This is a genomic window from Nocardia wallacei (genome assembly GCF_029869545.1).
In the GTDB taxonomy this organism is placed as follows: Bacteria; Actinomycetota; Actinomycetes; order Mycobacteriales; family Mycobacteriaceae; genus Nocardia; species Nocardia wallacei_A.
In genome coordinates this window covers 24,865-51,293 of the sequence record NZ_JARWQD010000113.1, presented here as the reverse complement: position 1 = coordinate 51,293, position 26,429 = coordinate 24,865, and the positions used below count along the sequence as shown (strand labels likewise).

General features: G+C 70.6%; 22 protein-coding genes. 15 read left to right on the top strand and 7 right to left on the bottom strand.

The window, feature by feature from the left end:
- The first annotated feature begins 105 nt into the window (after nt 1-105).
- Nucleotides 106-651 (top strand): hypothetical protein, encoded by a 546-nt coding sequence (locus QH290_RS08525; protein WP_280382482.1) that lies wholly within the window; start codon nt 106-108, stop codon nt 649-651.
- 7 nt (nt 652-658) lie between these two features.
- On the opposite strand, the gene QH290_RS08520 is transcribed toward QH290_RS08525, so the two are convergent.
- Nucleotides 659-1,414 carry an RluA family pseudouridine synthase gene (locus tag QH290_RS08520; RefSeq protein ID WP_280268101.1) on the bottom strand — a complete coding sequence of 252 codons (756 nt, stop codon included), beginning with the start codon at nt 1,412-1,414 and terminating at the stop codon, nt 659-661.
- 192 nt (nt 1,415-1,606) lie between these two features.
- Here QH290_RS08520 and QH290_RS08515 point away from each other — a divergent pair, with 192 nt between their 5' ends.
- The gene (locus QH290_RS08515; protein WP_280268102.1) at nt 1,607-2,308 is read left to right on the top strand and encodes a DUF8020 domain-containing protein; all 702 of its coding nucleotides are present in this window, start codon (nt 1,607-1,609) and stop codon (nt 2,306-2,308) included.
- A 5-nt stretch (nt 2,309-2,313) separates the two neighbouring features.
- Here QH290_RS08515 and QH290_RS08510 read toward each other — a convergent pair whose 3' ends face one another.
- Nucleotides 2,314-2,676 (bottom strand): VOC family protein, encoded by a 363-nt coding sequence (locus QH290_RS08510; protein WP_280268103.1) that lies wholly within the window; start codon nt 2,674-2,676, stop codon nt 2,314-2,316.
- 710 nt (nt 2,677-3,386) lie between these two features.
- On the opposite strand from QH290_RS08510, the gene QH290_RS08505 reads away from it, so the two are divergent.
- The 5 genes from QH290_RS08505 (at nt 3,387) to QH290_RS08485 (ending at nt 9,091) form a co-directional block, all read left to right on the top strand.
- Nucleotides 3,387-4,403 carry a FecCD family ABC transporter permease gene (locus QH290_RS08505; RefSeq protein WP_280268104.1) on the top strand — a complete coding sequence of 339 codons (1,017 nt, stop codon included), beginning with the start codon at nt 3,387-3,389 and terminating at the stop codon, nt 4,401-4,403.
- Nucleotides 4,400-5,467: a FecCD family ABC transporter permease gene (locus QH290_RS08500; RefSeq protein WP_280268105.1), complete on the top strand. Its 1,068-nt coding sequence runs from the start codon at nt 4,400-4,402 to the stop codon at nt 5,465-5,467. The genes QH290_RS08505 and QH290_RS08500 overlap by 4 nt, the downstream gene beginning before the upstream one ends.
- Complete coding sequence (locus tag QH290_RS08495; protein WP_280268106.1) at nt 5,464-6,333, top strand: ABC transporter ATP-binding protein; 870 nt, start codon at nt 5,464-5,466, stop codon at nt 6,331-6,333. The genes QH290_RS08500 and QH290_RS08495 overlap by 4 nt, the downstream gene beginning before the upstream one ends.
- Before the next feature lie 64 nt (nt 6,334-6,397).
- Complete coding sequence (locus QH290_RS08490; protein WP_280268107.1) at nt 6,398-7,414, top strand: ABC transporter substrate-binding protein; 1,017 nt, start codon at nt 6,398-6,400, stop codon at nt 7,412-7,414.
- A 105-nt stretch (nt 7,415-7,519) separates the two neighbouring features.
- On the top strand, nt 7,520-9,091 hold the full coding sequence (locus tag QH290_RS08485; RefSeq protein ID WP_280268108.1) for an amino acid permease: 1,572 nt from the start codon (nt 7,520-7,522) through the stop codon (nt 9,089-9,091).
- Here QH290_RS08485 and QH290_RS08480 read toward each other — a convergent pair.
- The 5 genes from QH290_RS08480 to QH290_RS08460 all read right to left on the bottom strand — a co-directional run bounded on the left by QH290_RS08480 (nt 9,081) and on the right by QH290_RS08460 (nt 15,106).
- Nucleotides 9,081-10,433, bottom strand: coding sequence for a WS/DGAT/MGAT family O-acyltransferase (locus tag QH290_RS08480; protein ID WP_280268109.1), 1,353 nt, complete (start codon nt 10,431-10,433; stop codon nt 9,081-9,083). The genes QH290_RS08485 and QH290_RS08480 overlap by 11 nt on opposite strands.
- A gap of 273 nt (nt 10,434-10,706) precedes the next feature.
- Nucleotides 10,707-12,506 carry an acyl-CoA dehydrogenase gene (locus QH290_RS08475; RefSeq protein ID WP_280268110.1) on the bottom strand — a complete coding sequence of 600 codons (1,800 nt, stop codon included), beginning with the start codon at nt 12,504-12,506 and terminating at the stop codon, nt 10,707-10,709.
- A 70-nt stretch (nt 12,507-12,576) separates the two neighbouring features.
- Entirely contained in the window at nt 12,577-13,167 is a 591-nt protein-coding gene (locus QH290_RS08470) for a TetR/AcrR family transcriptional regulator (protein ID WP_280382481.1), read from the bottom strand.
- A complete protein-coding gene (locus QH290_RS08465; protein ID WP_280382480.1) occupies nt 13,164-14,384 on the bottom strand; it encodes a cytochrome P450 in 1,221 nt (406 codons plus the stop codon). The genes QH290_RS08470 and QH290_RS08465 overlap by 4 nt, the downstream gene beginning before the upstream one ends.
- A gap of 44 nt (nt 14,385-14,428) precedes the next feature.
- On the bottom strand, nt 14,429-15,106 hold the full coding sequence (locus QH290_RS08460) for a phosphoribosyltransferase (protein ID WP_280268113.1): 678 nt from the start codon (nt 15,104-15,106) through the stop codon (nt 14,429-14,431).
- A 295-nt stretch (nt 15,107-15,401) separates the two neighbouring features.
- Here QH290_RS08460 and QH290_RS08455 point away from each other — a divergent pair, with 295 nt between their 5' ends.
- From QH290_RS08455 to QH290_RS08420, 8 genes are all read left to right on the top strand, one after another.
- Nucleotides 15,402-16,673, top strand: coding sequence for a hypothetical protein (locus QH290_RS08455; protein ID WP_280382479.1), 1,272 nt, complete (start codon nt 15,402-15,404; stop codon nt 16,671-16,673).
- Nucleotides 16,674-16,678: 5 nt separating this feature from the next.
- Nucleotides 16,679-17,644, top strand: a complete 966-nt coding sequence (locus QH290_RS08450) for a glutamate ABC transporter substrate-binding protein (protein WP_425303574.1) — start codon at nt 16,679-16,681, stop codon at nt 17,642-17,644.
- Nucleotides 17,645-17,653: 9 nt separating this feature from the next.
- Entirely contained in the window at nt 17,654-18,838 is a 1,185-nt protein-coding gene (locus QH290_RS08445) for a hypothetical protein (protein ID WP_280382478.1), read from the top strand.
- A gap of 113 nt (nt 18,839-18,951) precedes the next feature.
- Nucleotides 18,952-21,021, top strand: a complete 2,070-nt coding sequence (locus tag QH290_RS08440; protein WP_425303571.1) for a serine/threonine-protein kinase — start codon at nt 18,952-18,954, stop codon at nt 21,019-21,021.
- A 344-nt stretch (nt 21,022-21,365) separates the two neighbouring features.
- Nucleotides 21,366-22,391, top strand: a complete 1,026-nt coding sequence (locus QH290_RS08435; RefSeq protein WP_280382476.1) for a PP2C family protein-serine/threonine phosphatase — start codon at nt 21,366-21,368, stop codon at nt 22,389-22,391.
- The gene (locus tag QH290_RS08430) at nt 22,388-23,686 is read left to right on the top strand and encodes a vWA domain-containing protein (protein WP_280382475.1); all 1,299 of its coding nucleotides are present in this window, start codon (nt 22,388-22,390) and stop codon (nt 23,684-23,686) included. Before QH290_RS08435 ends, QH290_RS08430 begins: the two co-directional genes overlap by 4 nt.
- Nucleotides 23,687-23,732: 46 nt before the next feature.
- Entirely contained in the window at nt 23,733-24,377 is a 645-nt protein-coding gene (locus tag QH290_RS08425; protein ID WP_280382474.1) for a double zinc ribbon and FHA domain-containing protein, read from the top strand.
- Nucleotides 24,378-24,941: 564 nt separating this feature from the next.
- Nucleotides 24,942-26,375, top strand: coding sequence for an amino acid permease (locus tag QH290_RS08420; RefSeq protein WP_280268120.1), 1,434 nt, complete (start codon nt 24,942-24,944; stop codon nt 26,373-26,375).
- The last annotated feature ends 54 nt before the right edge of the window (nt 26,376-26,429 follow it).

The window sequence follows — 26,429 nt, the reverse complement described above, 5'->3', positions numbered from 1 at the left end:
TTACTGGGGCGGGGGGGCTCTTTTTTCTTACTCCCCCCCGGCGCCCGGGGGGGCCCCCGGCCGCGCGGGGCCCCCGGCGCCGACCCGGCCGCCGAACCGAATGTGATGGGCGGCAACGGCGGTGGGCTCTCGTCGGTGCGGCTCGACAGCGGCGTCACGACCCCGCCGAGCACCGTGCCGGGCACGACCGAACTGGCGACCGCGGCCGGTGGCGGCGGTGGCGCGGCCAGCTGGGACGGCCAGCAGTCGCCCGGCGGTGACGCCGGACTCCCCGGCGCCGGTGCGCGCGGGGGAGCGGCCGGTGGACCGGCGACGCCGCTCGCCCCGGGCGGCGGCAAGGACGTCTTCGCGGGCAGCATCTCCCATTCCGGCGGTGACGGCGGACCCGGCTACGGCGGCTCGGGAGGCGGCGGGCTCGCCGGGACCGGCGCGGTCGGCGGCGGTGGTGGCGGCGGCGCCGGGTGGCGCGGCGGTGGCGGCGGCGCGATCGGTGGCCAGGGCGACGACGGACGCGGCGATCCGGCCGTCCCCCCGGGCGGTGGTGGCGGCGGCGCCTCCCTGATCCCGCCCGGTGGCACCGTCGAGCTCGTGGAGCGTGACGTACAGCCGCAGGTCGTGATCAGCTTCGACCTGCCCGCACCCGGGAGCTGAGCCGCGTCTACCGGCCGCTCAGCAGGGCGGCCGGGTCGTCGGTGAGCGGTGTCGCGCCGATCGTCCAGAAGTCCTGTCCCGGTGGGGCTTCCAGCGCCAGATCGGCGGGAGTACGCCAGGGCGCCTCGAGGCGTAGCCGCCACGAGTGCAGGTGTGTGCGCGAGCAGGCGCCGGACTTGTCGTACAGCGGGTCACCGGCGATGGCGTGCCCGATCCAGGCCAGGTGCACGCGGATCTGGTGGCGCCGGCCGGTGATCGGCCGGACCGCCAGCACCGTGGCGGCCTCGGCGCGCAGCAGGGTGGTGAATTCGGTGCGCGACGGATAGTTCTTGCCCGCCAACAGATCTCGCTCGTCGACGCGCCAGGTGTCGCCGTCGCGGACGATGCTGTCGCGGGGCGCGGCGATGCGCACCCGGTTCTTGCGGCCGACGCCGAGTGGCAGGTCGATGACGCCGTGGTCGGGCAGCCCGGTCGACGCGGTGACCGCCAGATAGGTCTTGTCCACGGTCCGCTTGTTGAACTGCCGGGTGAGCTGCCCGTGCGCGCCGAGGTCCTTCGCCAGCAGCACCAGGCCCGAGGTCACCTTGTCGATGCGGTGCACCGGATACAGGCGCTCGTCGTGCGCGGCCGCGAGTTCCACGATGTCGGTGTCGTGGCGCTCGCCGGTCACCGAGATCCCGGCGGGTTTGTTCAGCGCGAGGATGGCCTCGTCCTCGGTGATCACGCACCGCTTGCGGAGGTCGGGCCAGTCGGCCTGCACCATCGATCCCTTTCGTCCGGCGAATACTTCCCAGACAGTACGACTCCGCGCCGTGACGGTTCGGCCCCGGTGCCGGTACGGTGCGTGCGCGCCGGTCTGGGTGAACAGCATCTGAACATTAGACAAAGGCCCGTTAATTTATGTACCGTTGAATAGCGTCACATAATTGGGTCACCGTTGAGTGAGGAAGAAGGAATGCTGAGCAAGTTCGCCGCCGTGTCGGCGTTGTTGACCGCTGCCCTGGGCATCACCGCCGGTGCCGTCCACGCCGCGCCGGCAGCGAACGACGGCGTGGTGAACTACGCCGCGTCGGTCGACGGCACCTCGACCGTCATCCGGACCGACTCCGGTTCGCTGGTCGACGAGGACGGGACCTTCAAGATCAAGGCGGCCGACGGCACCACCGTCGCGGGCACCGAACTCCGTTTCCGCGTAGACGATTTCGTCTTTCCGATCGCCGCCGAGATCACCGACCGCACCGCGCGGCTGACGCCGCAGTTCGATGTCGAGCACGCGGTCTATCAGCCGGTCGCCCTGCCCTTCGAGGACCAGGCGCCCTGGAAGACGCCCTACGACCGCGAGGTCGACGCGTTCACCCGATTGAAGGATACGGTCGCCACCGGCGCCACCATCGGCACCGTCGTCGGCGGGCTCGGCGGCGCCGCCGTCGGCTGTGTGCTCGGCGGTATCGCCGGTGCGACGGTCGCCGCGGCCACCATCGTCGGAATGTTCGGCCCGTTCATTCCCGCCGCCGCGGTCGGCTGCCTCGGCGGCATCATCGCGATCGGCGCGCTGGGCACCGTGGCCGGGCAGCTGTTCGTGACGGCCCCGGTCGCCATCGCCGCGCTGACGCAGTACTTCACGACGATCAACGAGCCTTTCAAACCCGCGAAGTAGTGGCGCTAGGTTCCGGTGATCATGACCTGGTGGCCGTCCGGGTCGGTGGCCTGGATGTAGGTGCCCCAGGGCTCGGTGGTCACGTCGGTGACCGCCACGCCCGCCGCGGCCAATTGCGCTCGGGTGGCGTGGATGTCGTCGCATGCGAAGTGCAGATAGGCGCCCTCGCCGGGCTTCTTGTCGAAGGTCGCGGCGGCCGACAGGACGATCGAGGTCCGCGCGCCCGGTGGAACGACCTCGATCCACCGGGCGCCGGGGAACATCTCCTCGTCGCGGAGCAGCTCGAAACCCAGCTGCTCGGTGTAGAACCGCAGCGATGCCGCTTGGTCGGCGACGTACATGACCGCGTGGCTGACGTGTGTGATCACAAGGTGCCTCCTCGGTGTCGCGGTGCGGTCGTCACCGTATCGTCCGCGCGGCGGATATCCGCGCCGACAGACTCGGGCGGCGGCGAATCTGTGAGATTCCTGAGAGAGAGTAATCACAGTTTGAGCCGCGCGGCCGCGCGCGGATCCGCCGTCGCCGCGCGAGATGTGGGCGCCGAAATGCGATCGTTCGAGCCGGGATCGCCGCGGCGGGAAGGCCGCGGGAGGTGCGGGCCGGGAGCCCGGGCGGGCGGCGGTCCCGGCGATCGCCGGTGCCGAATTTCGGACATATCGTGCGGCGCCCGGCGAACCTCCGTCACGGCGAGCCGGGCAGCGTCGCGAATGCGCGGGCGCCCGGCTCGGCTTCCGGGCCGGGTCGTCGAAAGCTCTTGGAGCGCAAACAGGCTCGGGGTCGCGCGCTGCTCGGTCCACTGTTTCGAGGGCCTGGGCCGCACGGGCCGTCGGACGCGGCTGGGTCGACCGTGGCAAATGGTCGGCATCGCGCACGGGCGGTCGACGTCGCCGGTGCGGCAGGGGCGGGTCCCGACAGTGCCGCGGCACTGCGTCGGCGGCGCCCGATCCGAGCCGCCGCCGCGGCGGCGAGGCAGCACATCTTCGCCTGCCGAAAACGTTGCTGCCGCTAATTATCTGGGCGGTCGTCCAGCATGAAGCCGTTGACAGGATTAGGTAGGGCTAACTTAAGCTCTCGCCCCGTGACCTCGACAGACTCGGCCGACACCGTGCGGTGGTGGCTCCGCATACCGGTGCTGGGCGTCGGGTTTGCCGCATTGCTGCTGTGCGTGGTGCTCAGCCTGGCCCTCGGCGCGCGCTCGGTGCCCGTGCCGACGGTGGTCGAGTCGCTGCTCGGGCTCGGCAGCGGGCGGGACGCGCTGGTGGTCACCGGTCTGCGCTGGCCCCGGACCCTGATCGGCCTGGTGATCGGCGCGGCCCTCGGACTCGCCGGTGCCGTGGTGCAGGGAATTACCCGCAATCCGCTCGCCGCGCCGACGACCCTCGGCATCAACGCCGGTGCCGGGCTCGCCGTGGTCGTCGCGATCTTCGCGCTGCGACTGACCCATCCGGTGCAGTACGTGGGCTTCGCCTTCGCCGGTGCGGCCGGAGCGGCGGCGTTCACCCTCGCGCTCGGGCGGCGGGCGGGCGATCTCGATCCGGTCCGGCTGGTTCTCGGCGGCACCGTGCTGCAGCTGTTGCTCGTCTCCTGGACGTCGGCGGTATTGCTGTTCAGCGAGCGCACATTGGACGAGGCCCGATTCTGGCTGGCCGGTTCGATCGCCGGGCGCGGGCTCGACGTGCTGACGCCGATGCTGCCGACGCTGATCCTCGGCGCGATCATCGCCCTCGCGGTCGGGCCCGCGTTGAACGCCCTGGCCCTGGGGGACGAGGCGGCGACCGCGCTCGGTATGCCCGTCGCGCGCATCCGCTTCGCCGCAATGGCGGCGGTGGTGCTGCTGGCCGGGTCGGCGGTGGCCATCGCGGGACCCATATCGTTCATCGGATTGGCGGCACCGCATCTGGTGCGACTGCTGGTCGGCAGCGATCACCGGCTGCTGATCCCCGGATGTCTGATCGCGGGTCCGGTGTTGCTGCTGGCGGCCGATATCGCGGGACGGATGGTGGCGCGCCCGTCGGAGGTCGAGGTCGGCATCATCACCGCCTTCCTCGGTGCGCCGCTGCTGGTGGTGCTGGCGCGGCGCGGGGCGGGGCGATGAGTACGACCGCACTCGGAACGCGAAAGGCATTGTCCGGCAAGGATATACCGGCGAATCTGGATGGCAGGCGCCGCCGGAACACGATGCTGCTCGGCGTGGGGTGCGTGGTCGCGGCGGCGGTGCTCGCGGCGCTCGCGCTGTCGGTCGGGGAGATGGCCGTGCCGGTCGGCGCCGCCCTGCGCGCCGCGTTCGGCCTCGGCGACTCCGGAACCGTGTACGTCGTCCAGCAGTTCCGCGCACCGCGCCTGGTGGCCGGGCTGATCGCGGGCGCGGGCCTGGCGGTCGCCGGTGCCGTCCTGCAGCGGCTGTTCCGAAACCCGCTGGCCTCACCGGATGTCATGGGCGTCACCGGCGGCGCGTCCCTGGGGGCGGTGCTGGTTCTCGCCCTCGGCGCGGGGCAGCGGCTGATCCCGTTCGCGGCGCTCGCCGGTGGGCTGTTCGCCGGGGTGCTGCTCGCGATGCTGGGCCGCCGGGCGGGTCTGCCGGTCACCCGCCTGGTACTCGTCGGCCTCGCCGTGCAGGCCGGGCTGGCCGCCACGGTGAACCTGTTCGTGGTGCGGTTTCCCCGGGAGCTGGCCTCCTCGGCGATGCAGTGGACCACCGGGTCGCTCTACGGCCGGACCTGGCCCGAGGTGCAGGTCGCCGCGGTGGGCGGCGTGCTCGTGCTGGCGCTGGTGTGCGTGCAGTACCGCACGCTGGCGGTGTTGGACCTGGGTGACGAATCGGCTGGGGCGCTGGGTATTTCGGCGTCGTCGGCGCGAATTCGCCTGCTGCTGACCGCGGTTGCGCTGGCGGCGTTCGCGGCCGCGCTCGCCGGGCCGATCGCCTTCGTCGCCCTGGCGGTCCCGCACCTGGTGCGGTTGCTGACCGGCCCGCCGACCGCGCTCGGCCTGATCGTCACCGGGCTGGCCGGGGCGGCGCTGCTGCTCGGCTGCGATCTCGTCGCCGCGCACGCCCTGCCGACGTCGGTACCGGTCGGCGTCATGACCGCCACGATCGGCTCGCCGTGGCTGCTGGTGCTGATGCTGCGGGAGAGCCGTCCGGCCCATCGGAGGAGCGCATGAGTATTCGGGAACGCGACGGGCTCGAGGCGGCGGGGCAGGGCGCCGATGTCCTTGCGGCACAGGGGCTCGCGCTGAACTACGGCGAGCGGTCCGTGATCGACGGGATGAATCTGGAGCTGCCCGGCGGCGCGGTGACCGCGATCGTGGGCCCCAATGCCTGCGGCAAATCCACCCTGCTGCGCGGCTTTTCGCGGTTGCTGCGGCCGACCGGGGGCACCGTCACGCTCGACGGGGCGGACATCCACCGGATGTCGGCACGTACTCTCGCCCGCAGGCTCGGCCTGCTCCCGCAGCAGCCGATCACGCCGGAGGCGATCACCGTCGAGGCGCTGGTGCGACTGGGCCGGTACCCGCATCAGCGGCTGCTGCGCCCCTGGTCGGCCGACGACCAACAGGCCGTGCTCGACGCGCTGCACCGCACCGGAACCTCGGATCTGCGCGGCCAGCAGGTCGACCGGCTCTCCGGCGGGCAGCGCCAGCGGGTCTGGATCGCGCTGGCGCTCGCGCAGGACACCGACCTGCTGCTGCTCGACGAGCCGACCACATTCCTGGACCTGCGCCATCAGCTCGAGGTGCTCGACCTGATCGCGGATCTGCACGCCACCGCGGGCCGGACCGTCGTCATGGTGTTGCACGATCTCGGTCAGGCCGCGCGGTACGCCGATCACCTGGTGGTGCTGGACTCCGGCGCGGTGGCGGCGGCCGGTGCCCCGGCGCAGGTGCTCGACGCCGAACTGGTCCGCACGGTCTTCGGCGTCGACTGCCGGGTGATCCCCGACCCCGAAACCGGTACGCCGCTGGTGATTCCGCGCAGCCGGGCAGCGCGACATACCGCCGCTCCGTCGGCCGTCGCCGAAGGAGCCTGAGACCCACCTGTCGCCGTCCGGCGCGGACGGCCGGACGGATATCTACCGGAAGTGAGGACCACCCATGTCCACCAGAAGCCCACGCCTGCGCGGATGGCATCGGCTGGCCGCCGCGTCGGCCGCCGCCGTACTCGGCATCGCCGGACTGGCCGCGTGCGGAAACGACACCGCCACAACGGGTTCGGTGGTATCGCCCGCCGATCCGGCGAGCTTCCCGCGCACCCTGGACACCCCGATGGGGCAGGTGACGATCCCGCGCCCGCCCACCCGGGTGGTGGTGCTCGACACCGCCGAACTCGACTCCGCCACCCTGCTGGGCATGACTCCGGTCGGTGCCGTGGTGCCGCACACCAAGACTCGCGGCGGCTTCCCCGACTACCTGGCCGGAAAGGTCGACGGCGTGGTGGATGTCGGCCCGATGCAGGAGCCGAATCTGGAGCGGATCGCCTCGCTGCGTCCCGATCTGATCCTGTCGTCGAAGATCCGGCACGAGCGGATCTACGACAAGCTGTCCGGCATCGCGCCGACCGTGTTCACCGAAAATACCGGTGGCCCTTGGAAAGCCAATCTGGCCGTGCACGGCAAGGCGCTCGGCCTCGAGGACCGGGCCGCCGACGCGCTGCGCAGGTACGAGGCCCGCGCGGCCGCCGTGGGTGCGGCGATCGGCGCGAAGAACGGCGGGGTCCTGCCGTCGGTCTCGGTGGTTCGCTTCCTGGCCGGGCCGACGCGGCTGTACATGAGCAACTCGTTCAGCGGGGTCGTGCTGCAGGACATCGGGCTGTCGCGACCGGCTACGCAGCAGTCCACCGACCCCAAGAAGATCATGCGGGAGGTCAGCCCGGAGCAGGTCGACCAGGCCGACACGGATGCCATCTTCGTGGCCACCATCGACGATCCGGGTAAGACCGAGAAGGCCGGGTTCGTCAGCGGCCCGCTCTGGCGTGATCTGCGAGCGGTCAAGGGCGGCAAGGTATTCGAGGTGCCGGACGAGACCTGGATGTCGGGTATCGGGGTGCAGGCGGCCGATCGGATGCTCGACGACGTGGCGGCCGCGTTCGCGGTGACGCCGCCCGGGAAGTAGCGGAACGACACTGCTGATCAGGCCGAACTCTCCCGCTGTTGAATGGACCGCTACATGACGGTACATTGCATTGCGACATGATTTGTCTCACAGTTAGGCCTGGTCATGAGTGCAACCCGGCGACCCGTGGAGCTGTCGGCGCTGGCGGATGCGCTACATGCCGAGGATGCCGGATATCGCAGAGCCCTGCGCACCCGGCAGTTGCAGATGATCGCGATCGGCGGCGTGATCGGGACCGGGCTGTTTCTCGGCGCGGGCGGGCGGCTGGCGGGCGCCGGGCCCGGGCTGTTCCTGGTGTACGGCGTGTGCGGGGTGTTCATCTTCTTCATCCTGCGGGCGCTCGGCGAGCTGGTGCTGCATCGCCCGTCCGCGGGGTCGTTCGTCTCCTACGCGCGTGAGTTCTACGGCGAGAAGCTGGCTTTCGCGGTCGGGTGGACCTACTTCTTCCACTGGTGCATGACCGGCATCGTCGATATCACCGCCATCGCCACCTATTTCCGGTACTGGCAGCCGGTGTCGGTCGTCCCGCACTGGGTGCTGGCGTTGATCGCCCTGATCGTGGTGGTGTGCACCAATCTGGTCTCGGTGCGGTGGTTCGGCGAGCTGGAGTTCTGGGTGGCCCTGATCAAGGTCGTTGCGCTGAGCGGCTTTCTGATCGTCGGCACGGTATTTCTCGTGGGCCGCTTCACCATTCGGGGCGACAGCACCGGTGTCGGGGTGATCGCCGAACACGGCGGCCTGTTCCCCACCGGCGCGCTACCGCTGATAACCGCGACCACGGGCGTCGTCTTCGCCTATGCGGCAGTGGAATTGATCGGTATCGCCGCCGGGGAGACCGAGGAGCCGGAGAAGGTCATGCCGCGGGCGATCAACTCGGTCATCGCCCGGATCGCGCTGTTCTACGTCGGCTCGCTGATCCTGCTCGGACTCCTGTTGCCCTACACGGCCTTTCGGCCCGGCGAGAGCCCGTTCGTGACCTTCTTCGCCCGGCTCGGCGTGCCCGCGGCGGGATCGATCATGAACGTGATCGTGCTGACGGCCGCCTTCTCCAGCCTGAACGCGGGCCTTTATTCGACTGGGCGGATCTTGCGGTCGATGTCTATGAACGGCAGCGCCCCCGGCATCGCCACGCGGATGACGGCGGGCGGCGTGCCCTACGTCGGCATCCTCGCCACCGGCGCGATCGCGCTGATCGGGGTCGGCCTCAACGCGGTGGTGCCGGACCAGGCCTTCGAGATCGTGCTGAACGTGGCGGCACTCGGCACCATCGTGTCGTGGACCGTGGTGCTGCTGTGCCAGCTGCGGCTGTGGTACCGCTGGCGCCAGGGGATCGCGTACCGCCCGAAGTTCCGGCTGCCCGGGACGCCGTACACGAGTGTGGCGGCCCTGATCTTCCTCGCCAGCGTGGTCGTCCTGATGGCATGCAGCGGCACCAGGGTGCAGCGGGCCGCCGTCGCGGCGTTCGTCGTGATCGTGGTCCCGGTGCTGGTCGTCGGCTGGTTCCTCACGCGCCGGAAGGTCTTGCGCATAGCGGAGATCCGGCACGGTCACGCGGGTCAGTTCCCGGTCCTGGCCGAACGCCCGTGGCCGGGCCGCCCCGCCGAGCCGACCGTGATCATCGAGCAGCCCCGCAACAAGTTCCCGGGGGACGAGCACCTGCGCGGGCCTATGCCGTAGCGACCTCCAGCTCCTTCAGCCCGGTCTCCAGGTGGTCGATCATGCGGGACAGGTGCGGGACCGAGCGTCGGCAGCCGACGAGGCCGAAGTCCAGGGTGTCGGCGGTATTGGTGACGGTGATGTTCACGGCCTGGCCGTCGAAGGGGATGGACAGCGGATAGTTGCTGTCGAGCCGGGCGCCCTGCAGATAGACGGGCTTGCGCGGGCCCGGCACATTCGAGATGACCAGATTGAACGGGACGCGCGGCAGTGCCTGGAATCCCGGCACGAGCGTCATGCCGAGCGGGGACATCAGCAGGGCCGACAGCGCGATCGCCTCCAGCTGCGGCAGTTGCTGGAACACCTGTTTGGAGCGCCGCATCGAGGTGCTGATCGTGTGCAGCCGCTGCGCCGGATCGTCGATGTCGGTGCCGAGGTTGCACAGCAGCGCCGCCACCATGTTCCCGTCGGACTCCGGCTCGGCCGTGCGGCGCACGTTCACCGGCACCATCGCGGTCAGCGACTTGTCCGGCAGCGCATCGTGATCCAGCAGATAGGCGCGCAGCGCCGCCGCCGACATCGCGAGCACCACGTCGTTGACCGTGGTCCCGGTCGCGCGGCGGACGGCGTGCACGCGCTCCAGCGGCCAGGACCCCACGGCCACACTGCGCGCGCCGCCGATCGGCACATTGAACATCGTCGGGGGCGCCGACAGCGGCAGTTCGAGCTGGCCCTCGGTCACGGCGCGCAATGCCGAGGCCGAGGCGCCGACGCCGGTCGCTATGCGCGGCAACGCCTTTCGCAACTGATCCCACAAACCATCGGACGTCTCGGGATCGCGTTCCGGGCGGCCGAGCGTCCACGGCGGGCGCAGCCGGGTGTCGTAGGGATCGTCGGTGAGGGTGCGCTGCATCAGCCGCAGCGCCGATACCCCGTCCATCAGCGCGTGATGCACCTTGATGTAGAGCGCGAACCTGCCACCGGCGACGCCCTCGATGAGCCGCCCCTCCCACAGCGGCCGGTGCCGGTCGAGCAGCGAGGAGTGCAGGCGGCCGGTCAGGTCGAGCAGCTCGGTGGCGCCACCGGGCGCGGGCAGGGCGCAGCGGCGCAGGTGATAGCCGAGGTCGATATCGTCGGCGTGCGACCAGACCACACTGGAGAATCCGCCGAGGATGCGGCGCTGGCGGCGCCGGAAGCGGGGCTGCACCTCGGTCGCCGCCCGCGCCTGCGCGTACAGGGAGCGGACGAAATCGTCCGGGGCGTCGGCGGGCGGCTCGAACAGCTGCAGACCGCCGACATGCATCGGATGTTCGCGCGATTCGGTCGCCAGGAATATTGCATCGATCGGGTTGAGAAGATCCATCGGTTCCGCCTATACCGGATGGGCCGGAGGCCCCGTACGGGTACGGTCAGGCGTCGTTGCCACCGCGGGATTGAATGCGTATCACCCTATCACCGAATGTATTTCGTGTTGTCGCAAGCGAGGAAGACGCTGCGCGCGAGGGTGATCGCGGAAGCGGCATCCCGGCCGTCCCACCGGGCCGGAAGGCGCGCTCGTTCTCCCTCGGGTAACCGATGGCCGCATCCTCTATCTGTCAGGCGGGCTGGAGATTCCCGATCGAGTGCGGGCGACGGCTCACAGGCAGGCGTCGTCGAGATCGAGGGTGGTGCGGTCGAGCGAATCGAGCAACTCGAACAGCGGTGCGGTGCGCGGTAGTTCCCATCGGAAGAAGTAGCGGGTCGCCGCGCGTTTGCCGTCGTAGAAGGTGCCGCCGCGGCCGTGGGCGGCGACCGCCTGCTCGAGCCAGATCCAGGCCAGCACCACATGCCCGAGCGCCTCCAGGTAGGCCGACGAATTCGCCAGCGCCACATCGGGATTCATATCCTTCCAGAGCATCCCGGTGGTGGCCGCGACGCGACCGGCCGCCTGCTGCAGCGCATCGGCGTAGTCGCCCAGGTCGCCGTCTGCGGTGGCCCGGGCCGCGGCCACCGTGGCGCCGATGGTCTCGAGCAGCAGCGTCAGCGCCGCGCCGCTGTCGGCGGTCACCGCGCGCCCGAGCAGGTCGAGGCTCTGAATGCCGTGTGTCCCTTCGTGAATCGGGTTGAGCCGGTTGTCGCGATAGTGCTGCTCGACGTCGTAATCGCGGGTGTAACCGGCGCCGCCGTGCACCTGGATGGCCAGATCGTTGGCGACCAGGCACCACTGGCTGGGCCAGCTCTTGGCGACCGGGGTGAGCACGCGCAGCAGGGTCGAGGCGCGCTGATGGTCGGCTTCGGTTGCGGCGCTGCGCTGTTCGTCGATCAGGGTGCCGCAGTACAGCTGCAGCGCGAGCGCACCCTCGGCATAGGCCTTCTGCGCCAGCAGCATGCGTCGCACGTCCGGGTGGCGCACGATCGGGACCTGCGGGGTGGCCTGGCCCTTGCTCGTGACCGGGCGCCCCTGCGGCCGACCGCGGGCGTAGTCCAGCGATTTCAGGTAGCCGGTGTAGCCGAGGGCGGTGGCGGCCAGGCCGACGCCCAGCCGGGCCTCGTTCATCATGTGGAACATGTAGGACAGGCCGCGATGGGGTTCGCCGACGAGATAGCCGACCGCGCCGGGCCGTCCGCCGGGGGTGAAGGCGCCGTCGCCGAAAACCGGTGCGGTGTTGACCGTTCCGCGCCAGCCCATCTTGTGGTTGATTCCGGCCAGCACGATGTCGTTGTGCTCGCCCGCCGAACCGTCCGCGGCGGGAAGGTACTTCGGGACGATGAACAGCGAGATCCCCCGGGTGCCCACCGGTGCGTCGGGGATCCGGGCCAGCACCAGGTGGACGATGTTCTCCGACAGGTCGTGCTCGGCACCGGAGATCCACATCTTGCGACCGAACAGCCGGTAGCTGCCGTCGTCCTGCGGGACGGCGCGGGTGGTGATGTCGGCCAGGCTGGAACCGGCCTGCGGCTCCGACAGCGCCATGGTGCCGAAGTAGCGGCCGTCGAGCATCGGCCGCACGAAGCGGTCGATCTGGTCGGCGGAGGCGTGCGCGGCCAGCAGATTCGCATTGCCCATGGTCAGCATGGCGTAGCTGGTGGTGGCGACGTTGGCGGCGTAGAACCACGCCATGCACGCGGTGAGCACGGTGTGCGGCAGCTGCATCCCGCCCACCCGCTCGTCCATCGCGGCGCCGACGAGCCCGGCCTCGTTGAACGCGTCGAGCGCCTGCTTCACCGCGGGCAGCAGGTGCACCTTCTCGCCGTCGAAGGTGGGTTCGTGCAGGTCGCCGTCGCGGTTGTGGGGCGCGAAGTACTTCGCCGCGAGCTCGCTGCTCAGCCGCAGCAGCTGGTCGAAGGTCTCCCGGGAGTGTTCCCGATACCGCTCGCGGGCGGTCAGCCCGGTCACGTCCAGCCACTCGTAGAGCAGGAACTCGATATCACGGGCGGACATGATCAGCGAATCCATACCACCCACCCTTGTGGGTCGGTGCACGTCCGCGCAAGCCCCGGAGGGCTCCCACCGCATCGGCGACGGGCTACCGGCGACCTGCGCCCGGGGCGGGCCGCACCCGCGACTGCGCGGCCAGCGGTGCGACGAACCGCTCCAGCATGGCCTGTTCCTCGTGATCGTCTCGGCCCGGGACCGCGAGCAGCGACACGATGATCCGGGTCAGCCAGCCCGCGAGGGCCGAATCCTGCTGTCCGGAACGATCTTCCGAGGCGAACAGCGAGCCCGCGATCGCCCCGATCACCTCGGAGGTCGCCGCGATCTCGCCGGTGAGGCCCGCATCGCCGGGCCGGAACCACGCGATCAGCAGCGGATCCTCGCGCACCAGGCGCAGGGCCTCCCGCACGCCCGCGACCAGACGCGCCGCGGGGTCGTCGATCTCGCCGATCGCCGACATCACCGCCGTCCCGATCCGCCGCGCCTCGCGATGGACGAATGCCAGCCGGACCGCCTGTCTGCTGTCGAAGTACCGGTACAGCGTGGCCCGGGAGCACCCGGCCGCCTTGGCGATGTCGGCCATTCCGGTCGCGGCCACCCCGCGCTCGGCGAACAGGCGGGCCGCGGCGTCGAGGATGCGCTCGGCCGCCTGGATGGACCGCGGTTCGCGCTGCCAATTCATGCGGCCGCCCGGAAGGGCACGCTGACCGGCCAGCGCACGTAGCTGCCGTCGGTGAAGCGCACCCCGTCGAGGTCGACGGTGAAATCGGGGCAGCGGGCGAGCAGTTCCCGCAGGGCGATGGTGGCCTGCATGCGCGCGGCCGCCGCGCCGAGGCAGTGATGGTTGCCGTTGCCGAAGGTGAGGATGTTCCTCGGGCGTCGGGTCACATCGAGTTCGGCCGCGTCGGAACCGTATTCGCGTTCGTCGCGGTTGGCGGAGGCGTACAGCAGCAGCACGCGGCGGCCCGCGGGGATGGTGACGCCCTCGATCTCGACATCGCGGGTGGTGGTGCGCGCCAGCCCCTGCACCGGCGAGGTGAGCCGCAGGAATTCGTCGACGGCCCCGGGGACGAGGTCCGGATCGTCGAGCAGGCGCTGCCGCTGAAGCGGGTACTGGGTCAGTAATTGCACGGCGCCGCCGAGGTTTCCGGTGGTGGTGTCGTTGCCGCCGGTGATCATGGTGAAGGCGAAGCCGAGCACCTGCAGCACCCCGCCGACGTCGCCGTCCGCGGCCAGGCCCGAGGCCAGCAGGTGCGAGACGGTGTCGTCGCCCGGTGCGGCGCGGCGGCGTTCGATCAGCCCGGCGAAGTACTGCGACAGCTCCTGCACCGCGGCCTGCGCCTGCAATACGCCGCCGGTGGCCGAGGCCGCCACGATGGCCTCGCTCCATTCGTCGAACTTCGCCCGGTCCGCCTCCGGCACACCGAGATAGTGGGCCACCACCATCGTCGGCAGCGGCTTGAACACCTCGGCGGAGATGTCGCCGCCGCCGTTCGCGCGCAGCCGCTCGATGCGCTCGACGACGAATTCCCGGACGGCCGGGCTGATCTCCTGCACCTGGCGGGGGGTGAAACCCTTGGCCACCCGCCGCCGGAACTGCGTGTGGTCCGGCGGATCGGTGAAGACGAACGGCCTGTTCTCGCCGAGGCCGATTTCGGTCAGGTTGTTGTAGTCGACGGTCAAACCCTGTGCCGAGGAGAAGGTTTCGGGATCGCGCACGGCCGCGTACACGTCGGCGTAGCGCGACAGCACGTAGTAGTCCTCGTGCTCGCGGCCCTCGGGGATCACGTGGTGGACGGGGTCGTGCTCGCGCAGTGCGGTGTACATCGGCCAGGGATCGCGCCAGGTTTCCCCGGAGCGGAGCTGGAATCGAGCCGCGTGAGACACATCGCCATGCATGTCTCGACAGTAAGACAAATTGGCGGATGTGTCTAGAACTTGTTTCAGGAAGTTCGAATGGGTTCGGTGGGTGGCTGGTCGCGCAGCTGGGCGGCGGCGCGGTCGAGGAGCTCGTGCACCGTCTCCTCGCCGACCTCGTCGAAGTGGCGGTACCACTGGCCGAGGGTGTGGAACAGCGCCGGTGTCTCCAGGCAGATCACGTTGTCCGCGCAGCTCGCCAGGGCCCGGACCGGGCGGCAGGAGCCGACCGGGACCGCGTAGACCACCCGTGCGGCGCCCCGCGCCCGGGCGCTCTCGCACGCGGCCCGCGCGGCGTTGCCGGTCGTGACGCCGTCGTCGACGAGGATCACCGTGCGACCCGTGACCGGCAGCGGCAGCTGGCCGCGCCGCAGCCGAGCGCTGTTGCGCAGCACCGTTTCTCGCGCCTGGCGCTCGACCCGCGCCCGTTCCGGTGCGGCGATGAACGCGCGCACCACCAGATCGTCGTCGACCACGCGCGCACCGGATTCGGCGACGGCGCCGAAGACCAGCCGCGGCCGACCCGGCACCTCGAGCTTGCACACCACCGCGACGTCGAGCGGCACCCGCAGCGCCGCGGCGACCTCGAACGCGACCGGCACCCCGCCGCACGACAACCCGAGCACGACGGTGTCCGGACCGCGAAAGGCGCGCAGGCGTTCGACGAGTCGTCGGCCGGCCTCGCGGCGATCCAGGAAGGGCATCGCTCTCACCCTGACAGTTCGTAAAAGAGGATCGAGCCGCATCGGTGGGCTCGGAAGACAGCTCGGTACTCTACGCCCGATCGTGCCCGCCGCGGGCCGAAATGGTCGCGATCGCCTTGCCTTTCGGTATCGGTTTCGGTGCGGACGCGATCGACCAGCGAATCGGATTGCGCTCCCGTACGATCGCGTTCGAGACTCCGGCGCGACCGCCGGGCACGCCGAGGGTATTCGCGCTGCCTCTCCGTGCCGGATGAACGCCGGTGCCTCGGGTGACAAGGACGATGGGGGAGGGAGTTTGGGACTTCGCCTACCGGCGACGGTCCGCAACGGCGCGGAATGGTTGCGGCGCTTTGCCGCGACGACCCCCGGTGCGATCGTCGCGATCGCTCTCGCGGCGGTGCTGCTGTGCCTGGTCACCGGCCTGGCGAGCGCAAACGAGTTGAGCGGCAAGACCGCTCGGCGCGATGCGGCCCTGCAGCGTTCGGAGCCGCTGGCCGACGCGGCGCAGCGGCTCTACGTGGCGCTGTCGGCGGCCGATGCCTCGGCGGCCACCGCGTTCCTGTCCGGCGGCATCGAATCTCCGCAGATCCGTGGGCAATACCAGCAGGCGCTGGCGGATGCCGCCGATGCGCTCGCCACGGCGACCGCGGGCGCGAGCGATGCGCGCAGCCGCGAGGTGGCCGCGCGCATCGCGGCCGACCTGCCCGCCTACACGGGTCTGGTGGAGTCCGCCCGGGCCAACAACCGGCAGGGCTTCCCGGTCGGCTCGGCCTATCTGCGCGAGGCGTCGGGCCTGATGCAGAGTTCGCTGCTGCCCAGCGCCGCGCAGCTCACCGAGCAGCGGCATGCCGCGTTGTGGGCCGACCAGCGCGCCATCACCGGCCTGCCGTGGTGGTCGCTGATCCTGCTGACGGCGACCATCGCCGGCGCCGCCGTGGTGTCACGGATTCTGTTGCGGCGCACCAACCGCCGCTACAACCTCGGCGTGGTCGCCGGTGCCGCGGCGGCCGCGGTGGGGCTGCTGTGGCTGGTGGCCGCCACCATCTTCTCGCACGGCGCGGTGGACACCGGCGGCAGCGGTCCCACCGCGCGCAGCGAAAACCTGGCGCAGGCGCGGATTCTCGCGCAGCAGGCCCGCACGGACGAGACCCTGGAGTTGATCATCCGCGGCGATACCCGGGAGACCGAGGAGGACTTCAAGACCAAGACGGCCCGGCTGCGCGACGAGCTGTCGAGCGTGTCCGCGTCGAATTCACCCATGCAGCAGCAGTTCTCCCAGTGGACCGCCGGTCACCAGCGCCAGCTCGACTACTACAACGCGGCCAACTATCCGGCCGCGGTCGATCAGGCCATCGGCTCCGGGCCCGGCTCGTCGGCGCTGCGCTTCGCTGAGCTGGACGGCTCGCTGCGCGCCGGTCTGGACGGGACCCGGGTGCAGCTGCGCGACCAGATCGATGACGCGGGCGACGCCTGGATCGGCGCCGCCGCGGGCACACTGGCGCTGATGGTGATCGCGGCCGCGGCCGTGGTCGCCGGGCTCTGGCCGCGGCTGAAGGAGTTCCTGTGAGTGATCTGGGTCTTCGGCGAACAGCGCGCGCGATGCTGGCGATCGCCGCGGCGGCGATGCTGGCCGGTTGTGGCGCGGACGCCGCCGTGCCGCGCTCCGGCCCCGTGCCCCCGGTGAATCCGCTGCCGCCGAAGGCCCGCGAGATCACGACGCCGACCGTCCCCGACACCGGGTGCGACGCGGAGGCGAGCCTGCGCCCGGCGCCCCGATCCGGTGCGCTGCCACCGGATTCGGCGCTGGGCCGGATCATAGCCAAGGGCCGGGTGACCGTCGGTGTCGACCAGAACACCTACCTGTTCGGCTTCCGCAACCCGGCGACCGGGCAGCTGGAGGGCTTCGATATCGACCTGGCCCGCGAGATCGCGCGCGATCTGTTCGGCGACCCCAACCGCATCGAGCTGCGCTCGGTGTCGACCGCGGAACGGCTGCCCGCCCTGCAGCAGCGGCAGGTGGATCTCGTCGTCCGGACCTTCTCCGTGACCTGCGAGCGCCGCCGCGATGTCGACTTCTCCAGCGTCTACTACCGGGCGGCGCAACGGATTCTGGTGCAGCGCAATTCCGGGATCCGCGGGCTGGCGGACCTGAGCGGCAGGCGGGTGTGCGTGACCTTCGGCGCGACCTCGTCGGGGCCGATGTTCGCGCTGCCCAATCGCCCGACGGTGCTCGGTGTCGACCAGTGGACCGATTGCCTGGTGGCGTTGCAGCAGGGCCAGGTGGATGCGATCAGCACCGACGAGCCGATCCTGGTCGGGCTGGCCGAGCAGGACCGCAACCTGCAGGTGGTCGGCGACGGACTGGGTTTCGAGAACTACGCGGTCGGCGTGCCCAAGGGCGAGACCGACCTGGTCCGCTTCGTCAACGGCGTGCTCGACCGGCTGCGCGCGGACGGCAGCTGGCAGCGCCTGTACGCCCTGCACCTCGACGCGCTCGGGCCCGCCCCGGGACCCCCGGCTCCGCGCTACACGGGGTAGGCGAGGCCGATGCGAGTGCTGACCGTCGCCGAGATCGACAGCGAATTAGCCCGGCGGGGCCGCGAAGTCGAGGCCATCACCGCGACCCTGCTGGAGCTGGACAAACATCCCGGCCTCACCCTGCTGCGCGGCTACCCGCCCACCGGGACGACCGCGACGCGCTGGGAGTCGGTGCGGCAGCAGCTGGATCTGCTGTGGGAGGACTACGGGCGGCTGCAGGCGATCCTGGATCGCGCGCAGGCCATCCGGGCCCGGCGCCACCGCCCGGCCGACACGGACCGCGCAGAACTCACCCGGCTGCTGCGGGATCGGCCGCACGAGGTCTCGCGGACCGCCATCCCCCTCGCGCAACGGTCGCTGACCGGGCCCAGCGAACATGTGCTGTTCGTCGGCATCGCCGACACCGTCGAGCGCATGCAGACCCTGTTCCCCGTGATCGCGGAATTCCTCGACGCCGTCGATGCCGTCAACACCCGGGTGCTGACGGGGCTGACACCGGTGCAGGCCCAGCTGGACCAATTGGGCGGCGCCACTGTCGAATTGCGCGCGGTCGCGGACGGCGTGGCCGATCTGCTGCGCCGGTCGGCCACCGATCCGCTGGCCCTCACCCACCGCGATATCGATTCCCGCGTCACGGAATTGGCCGATCGCGTCCAGCGGGAGGCCGAGGCACTGGCCGAAGTGCGGGCCCTGAGCGCGAGGTGGGAGGCCGCGGTCGACGAAACGCGGGCCCGCATCGATGCGTTGCGGGCCGGGTGGGAGCGGGCGGCCGATGCCCGCGCGGAGGCCGAGACGAAGATCGTTACCGCACCGCTGCCCGTGCACGCGGACGAATCGGCCACGCTGCGTACGGAATTGGCCGCGCTGTCGGGCGCCGATCCGGACAATCCCCTGAGCGCGGCGGTCATGCTGCTGGAGCTGCGGCGGCGCATCGACGCGGCGGCGGCCACCGCGGCCGCCGACGAAGCCCTGGCCCGCGGCCTGCTGGACCGGCGCATCGAACTGCGCGGACGCCTCGCCGCCTACCAGTCGAAGGCCGCGCGATTGGGCGTCAGCGAGGATCCGGAGGTGCTGTCGTCGCACCGGATCGCGAGCGGGCTGCTCTCGCGGCGCCCCTGTGATCTGGCGGCCGTCACCCGCGCCGTTACGGACTATCAGCAGGCGATCGCGGAGAAATCGGGGAGGCGGGGATGAAGTGCACCGAAACCGGTTGCGGGGGAACGATTGTCGAGGGGTACTGCGATACGTGCGGCACGGCGCCGCAGGGGACCCGGGCGACGACCGGGACCACTCGCACCACCCGATCGGTGCGCACCAGGTCCACCTCGGGCCGCTCGCGGCGCCTCGGTGCGGGCATGGTCGAGATGCCGCGGGTGCAGCGGATCGACCCGGCCACCGCGGTGCTCGCCGATCCGCGGGTTCCGGAGAACAAGCGGTTCTGCGGCAGGTGCGATCGCCCGGTCGGCCGGGCCCGCGACGGCACACCAGGTCGCACCGAGGGCTTCTGCCCGCACTGCGGCACCCGATTCTCCTTCTCCCCGAAGCTGAGTCCGGGGGATCTGGTCGCCGGTCAGTACGAGGTGGTGGGCGCCCTGGCGCACGGCGGGCTGGGCTGGATCTACCTGGCCGTCGATCACCCGGTCAACCGCCGCCCGGTCGTGCTCAAGGGCCTGCTGAACGCCGCCGACCCGGATGCGGAGGCGGCCGCGCAGGCCGAGCGCCGGTTCCTGGCCGAGGTCGATCATCCGAATATCGTGAAGATCCACAACTTCGCCGAGCAGGCCGGGGCCGACGGCGCGACGGTCGGCTACATCGTGATGGAGTACGTCGGCGGCACCTCGCTCAAACAGCTGCTGCGCCGCCGCCGCGAGAGCGACGGGTCGTATCTGCCTGCGGCACAGGCGATCGCCTACATCCCGGAGATGTTGCCCGCGCTGGGGTACCTGCATGCCCGCGGCCGCGCCTACTGTGACTTCAAGCCCGACAACGTGATGCAGACCGAGGAGCAGCTCAAGCTCATCGATCTGGGCGCGGTCATCGCGATGGACGACGACCACAGCGCCATCTACGGCACGATCGGCTACCAGGCCCCCGAGATCGCCGAGACCGGGCCGACCGTGGCGACGGAGGTCTACACCGTCGGCCGCACGCTCGCGGTGCTGATCATGAAGGTGCCGCAGCGCGACGGCTTCTTCGCGGAGCTGCCCGGCCCCGACACCGAACCGCTACTGGCGACCCATGATTCGCTGTACCGGTTCCTGCTGCGCGCCACCGACCCCGACCCGGAGGCCCGATTCGCCTCCACCGAGGAGATGGGCGACCAGCTGACCGGGGTGCTGCGCGAGGTGCTCGCCGCCGACGACGGGGTGCCGCGGCCGGGCCTGTCGGTGAACTTCGGGCCGCCGCGCGGCGTCTTCGGCCACAGCGTCGACGCGGCGCCCGGTCCGCGCGATATCGTTGCCGCACTGCCGGTTCCGCTGGTGGATCCCACCGATACCGGGGCCGCGCTGTTGGCTACCACCGCCGGGGGCACGGTGGCCGATCTGGAACGGGCGCTGGCGGCGGGGCTGCGCTCGGTCGTCACCGGCAGGGCGGACTCGGTGGAGATTCCGCTGCGGTTGATCCGTGCCACGATCGAGGACGGTGACGCGGCCGATGCCCGGCGTCGCATCGAGGAGCTGGCCGACATCCTGGGCGACGATTGGCGGCTGGCCTGGTACCGGGGGATGACCCAGCTGCTGGCGTCCGATTTCGCCTCCGCCGCGGCCGAATTCGACGCCGTGTATCAGGCGCTGCCGGGAGAGTCCGCACCCAAGCTGGCGTTGGCGGCGGCCGCCGAACTGGCGCGCGCCGGGAACGATGCCGAAACCGCCCGTGCCATGCGGTATTACGAGACCGTGTGGCGGACCGATCGCGGATTCGTCGCCGCCGCATTCGGCCTGGCCCGGCTGTGCCGCGCGACGGGCGACCGAGACCGTGCCGTCGCCGTGCTCGACCAGGTCGACCCCGCCTCGGCGCTGTACACAGAGGCGCGCATCGCCGCCGTGCACACGCTGCTCACCGGCCGCGATCCGGCCGACCTCACCGAGGCGCTGCTGCGCGACTGCGGTAGCCGGACCGAAGGGATCGCCATCGAATCGAAAAGCCGTGCGGCCCTGGTGCGCATGCGGGTCCTCGAGCCCGCCCTGCGGTGGCTGTCCGCGGGACACACCCCCGAATCGTCGGATCCGCTGCTTGGCCACCGGCTCGACCCGTCCGGCGTACGCACCGCGCTGGACCGCTGCCTGCGCGACCTCGCCCACGAGACCGACGACATGTGGGCCCGTTTCGACCTGGTGGACCGCGCCAACGCAATCCGCCCGAGGTCCGCATTATGACCAGGCGAACCTTGCCCCACGCACGGTGCGCTCGCCTTTCCGGCGTGCTCTTGGCCGGAATCCACGGTGCTGCAGCAGTTCCCGGCCAAAAGCGTGCCGGGAACGGAGGTGGGGCGAGCGTGCCGGGAATGGAGGTGGGGCGAGTTTGCCGGGAACAGGCATGGGGTGGGCGTGCCGGGAACGGGCGTGGGGCGGGCGTGCCGACAACGGGAGGGGGCGTGCCGGGAATGGAGGTGGGGCGAGCGTGTCGGGAACGGAGGGGGCGGGCGTGCCGGGATCGGGGATGAGGGCGGGCGTGTCGGGAATGGGAGTGGAGGCATGCGTGCCGGGAAGGGTGGGGAGTTGTGAGTGACTTGGTGACCGGGTTGCATTGTCCGGGGTGTGGGCAGCGGATCGGTGCGGCCGATCGGTTCTGTGAGGGGTGCGGGCGGGAGCTGGCCGTCCGGCGGGCGGCGCTGCCCGACCTCACCGTCGAGCCCGCGGCCGTCTGCGACCAGTGCGGGGCAACGGATTTCGACGACGACCGCTACTGCGCGAGCTGCGGCGCCCGGCACCGTCCGCCCGATCGCGCCGAGGCCGATCTGGGCGTGGTGCAGCTGATCACCGACCGCGGAATCGCGCACGCGCGCAACGAGGATGCGGTGGCCGCCGCCGTCCTCGACGACGCGTCGGGCCCCACGATCGTGATCGCGGTGAGCGACGGCGTCTCGACCTCGGAGGATCCGCAGGTGGCCTCGGGCACGGCCGTCCGCACCGGCGTCGACGCCTGCCTGGCCGCGCTGGCCGCGGACCGCACCGCCGCCGAGGCCGTGATCGACGGCCTGGAAGTCGCGTTCGAGGCCGTGCGCGGGGTGTCGATCGCCGCCGGGCATGCCCCCTCGTGCACCTACGTCTCGGCGGTGCTGCGCGGCTGCGGCAACGGCGAATTCGAGATCACCGTGACGAATGTCGGTGACAGCAGGGCCTATTGGCTGCGCGGCGACGGACCCGGCGACGCGGTGGCGTCGCAGCGACTGACCGCCGACGACTCCTACGCGCAACTGCTGATCGACGCGGGCGGTCTGGACGAGGAGACCGCGATGCGGGATCCGCGGGCGCACGCGCTGATGCGCTGGCTCGGTGTCGATTCCGATCATGTCCCCGCCGATACGGCCGTGCGCACGCTGCGGGTGCGCGGTCCGGGCGCGCTGCTGCTGTGCAGCGACGGGCTGTGGAACTACCTGCCCGATCCCGTCGGCCTGGCAGCCGTCGCGACCGCGAAGGCCCCGCTGCAGTCCGCGCGTGATCTGGTCGAGGTCGCACTGCACGGCGGGGGCAGCGACAACATCACCGTGGCCCTCGCCTCGATACCCGCGGGAGGTGCGCGGTGAGTTCGGCCGAACCGGCGGCGGGCCAGGGCATTTCGGTCGTCGTGGACCACAATCCCTATCTGGCCGCGGGGGCGGGCACTCTCGACGCCGTCGTCACGGTCGCGACCGGCGCCGGTTTCGCGGTGGCCGCCGCGCCCTCGGAACGCGTCGAGATCATCGTCATCGACTGCTCGGGGTCGATGGGGGCGGGTGACCGGTTCGACGGCGCGCGGCGCGCGACCCTCGCCGCGCTCGACGAGATGCCCGACGGCACGCTGTTCGCGATCGTGAAGGGCACGCACGAGGGCGAGGTGGTATTTCCCCGGCGCGGCCCGCTGCAGCGGGCGGATCGTGAATCCCGTTCGGCCGCACGGCATGCGCTCGACAGGCTGCGGCCCTACGGCGGCACCGCGATGGGGACCTGGCTGGGCGTCGCCCGGCAGGTGGCGATGCAGCATCCCGAGGCGGTCGTGCACGCCATCCTGCTGACCGACGGCAAGAACGAGCACGAGTCGCAGGAGCAGCTGCAGTCCGAGATCGCCCGGTCGCAGGGGCATTTCACCTGCGACATCCGCGGCGTCGGCAAGGATTACCTGGTGCAGGAGCTGCGCGCCATCGAATCCGGCATGCTCGGCACGCTCGATGTGGTGCGGTCCGGTGCCGAGCTGACCGACGACTTCCGGGCGATGATGCGCGGATCGATGGCGAAGACGGTCCCGGAACTGACGCTGCGGATCTGGACGCCGGTCGGGGCCCGGGTGGAGTTCGTCAAGCAGGTGGCGCCCGCCATCCAGGACCTGACCGGCCGCCGCACCGAGTCGAGGCCGCAGGTGGGGGAGTATCCCCTCGGTTCCTGGGCGGCGGAGGAGCGCGACTATCACGTCCAGGTCCGGGTCGAACCCGCCGCGCCCGGCCGGGAGAAGCTGGCCGCCCGCATCGGCGTGGTCGCGGGCGGCGAGGTGGTCGGCCAGGGGTTGGTGAAGGCCGTGTGGACCACCGACACCGAACTGTCCACGCGTATCAATCGCCGCGTCGCCCACTACACCGGCCAGGCCGAACTGGCCGAGGCGGTGCAGGAGGGATTGGCCGCACGCCGGGAGGGGGACGACGCGACCGCGACCGCGAAGCTACAGCGCGCGGTGGAACTCGCCGAGGAGTCCGGAAACGAAGGCACCGCAAAGCTTTTGCGCAATGTCGTCGAGGTCGACGACCGCACCGGCACCGTGCGCCTGCGCCGCGGCGTCGACGAGTTCGACGAGCGCGCCCTCGATGCGCGGTCGACGAAGACGGCCCGGGTGCGCAAGGAGGAGTCGTGAACGGCCCGACGGCTTTGCGCTGGTTGCCCCGTGAGGAGGGAGCGGTATGATGGCGACCTGTCCCGAGGGTCACTCCACCACGGCCACCGACTATTGCGAGGTGTGCGGCAGCACCCTGGATGCGGAAGTGTCCGCAGTGGAACCTGAGAGCCGGTGCCCGGCCTGTGCCGCAACGATTTCCGGACGGTTCTGCGAAGTGTGCGGCCATGATTCGGCGCTGCCCGCCCCGTCCGAGCGGGTGGCCGGTCCGGCTGTCGCGGGTCCCGAATCCGTGGTGCGGCAATCGGTCTGGGTCGCTACCGTAGTAGCGGACCGAGACCTGTACGAGCGGATGCTGAACCGCAAGGGCCCCGACGCGGACCGCGTCGAATTCCCGGACTACTACCGGGATCGGCGAATCGTGCTGCACGGCAACGACTTCCTGATCGGCAAGCGCAGCGTCTCGCAGGGCCTGCTCCCGGAGATCGACCTCGGCATCGCCCCGGTCGACATCGGCGTCTCCCGCTCCCACGCCCGCCTGCACCTCGACGACGACGGCCTCACCGTCACCGACCTCGGATCCACCAACGGCACCAGCCTCAACGGCAGCGACGACCCGATCCCCCCGAACACCCCGATCCCCCTACACAACGGCGACCGCATCCACGTCGGCGGCTGGACCACCATCACCATAACCAACGAACCCGCCTGAACCACGCCACTGTTCGCGGTCCCAGCCACCCGACGCGCGCCACCCTGCACAATCCCGGCGCGTGCTTCTCACGCGATCCACACGCCCAGCGCGATGCATACACCCACGCCCGAACATCAGAGCCGTCGTCTCGGCGATCTCCTGTACACGCCCCGCACGATCCATGTCCACCGCCCGCATGCATGTCCGGTCTCTTGCGTGGGCGCCGCGCCCGCATGCGTGTCCGGTCTCTCGCATGGGACACCGCGCCCGCATGAGTGTCCGGTCTCTTGCGTGGGCGCCGCGCCCGCATGCATGTCCGGTCTCTCGCATGGACACCCCGCCCACATGCATCCGCGCCGCCCGCACACATCCCGCCCTTTACATACATCCCCGCCTCTTACATACACCCGCCCCGCATGCATCCCCGCCTCCTACATACACCCGCCCGCATGCATACCCCGACCGCCGTCGGGGTTGTTCGGGCGAATGAAATCCGCGACAGTCATTCATGGAGCTGGACAACGGACGTGTTACCGCTCACATTTACACTGCCCCGAATCAGGTAGTGCAAGGAGCAACCACATGCCAGCTAGTCCAGCGATGCGGGAGATCTTCCGCCGCAAACCCATCGAGCTGATCGACGAAGAACCCTCCGGCGGCCTGCAGCGGGCCCTGGGCCTGTGGCAGCTGACCGCCATCGGCGTCGGCGGCATCATCGGCGCGGGCATCTTCTCCCTCGCCGGGGCCGTTGCCAACGAGAAGGCCGGTCCCGCCGTGCTGATCTCGTTCCTCATCGCCGGTATCGCCAGCGCCGCGGCAGCGCTGTCCTATGCCGAGTTCGCGGGCCTGATCCCGAAGGCCGGATCCGCCTACACCTACGGTTTCGCGGTGCTCGGCGAGCCGGTCGGCTGGTTCATCGGCTGGGATCTGCTGCTCGAGTACACCGCCATCGTGGCGGTCGTCGCCATCGGCATCTCCGGGTACATCTCGTTCCTGCTGGAGCAGCTGGACATCACGCTGCCGGTATGGATGCTCGGGGCGCCCGGCACCGGCGCCGGGCACAAGGTGGACCTGTTCGCGGCGCTGCTGTGCCTGCTGATCGCGTTCCTGCTCACCCGGGGCATCAAGGCGGCGGCGCGGTTCGAGACCGTCGTGGTCGGCATCAAGGTCGTGGTGGTGCTGATCGTGATCGTCGCCGGTGCCTTCTACATCAAGAACGGCAACTACAGCCCGTACTTCCCGTTCGGCTTCGGCGGCGCGGTGACCGGCGCGTCGACGGTGTTCTTCGCGGTGTTCGGCTACGACGCCATGTCGACGGCGGCCGAGGAGTCGGTGGACGCCAAACGCCATCTGCCCAAGGCGATTCTGATCTCGCTGGCGATCTCGATGGTGCTGTACGTGCTGGTCTGCCTGGTGCTGACCGGCATGCAGAAATACACCGAGATCAATCCGAAGAGCGGCCTGTCCTCGGCGTTCGAATCCGTCGGGCTGCCGGGCCTGGGCAGCCTGATCGCGGCCGGTGCGATCGTCGGCATCATGACCGTGCTGTTCACGTTCATGCTCGGCGTCACCCGCATCTGGTTCTCGATGAGCCGGGACGGCCTGCTGCCCCAGTGGTTCGCCAAGACCCACCCGACCCGCCATGTGCCCACCCGCATCACCTGGGTCGCGGGCGTCATCTCCGCGCTGATCGCCGGGTTCCTGCCGATCGGGGAGGCCGCCGAGCTCACCAACATCGGCATCCTGCTGGCGTTCGTGGTGGTGTGCGCCGCGGTGATCGTGCTGCGCTACCGGCAGCCCGATCTGCCGCGCACCTTCCGCGCCCCGCTCATGCCGCTCGTGCCGCTGATCGGCATCGGATTCTCGATCTGGCTGATCACCTACCTGCAGCCCGAGACCTGGGCCCGCTTCGCGGTGTGGTTCGCGCTCGGCCTGGTCATCTACCTCGCCTACAGCCGCAGCCACTCGCTGCTGGCCAGGGGAGGGGAGCCGACGGAGTCGTCCCCGGTGCCGTAAATCGCGCCGCGAGGTCGTTCGGGGCACAACTTCCCGCACCCCTTGCGTGGAGAT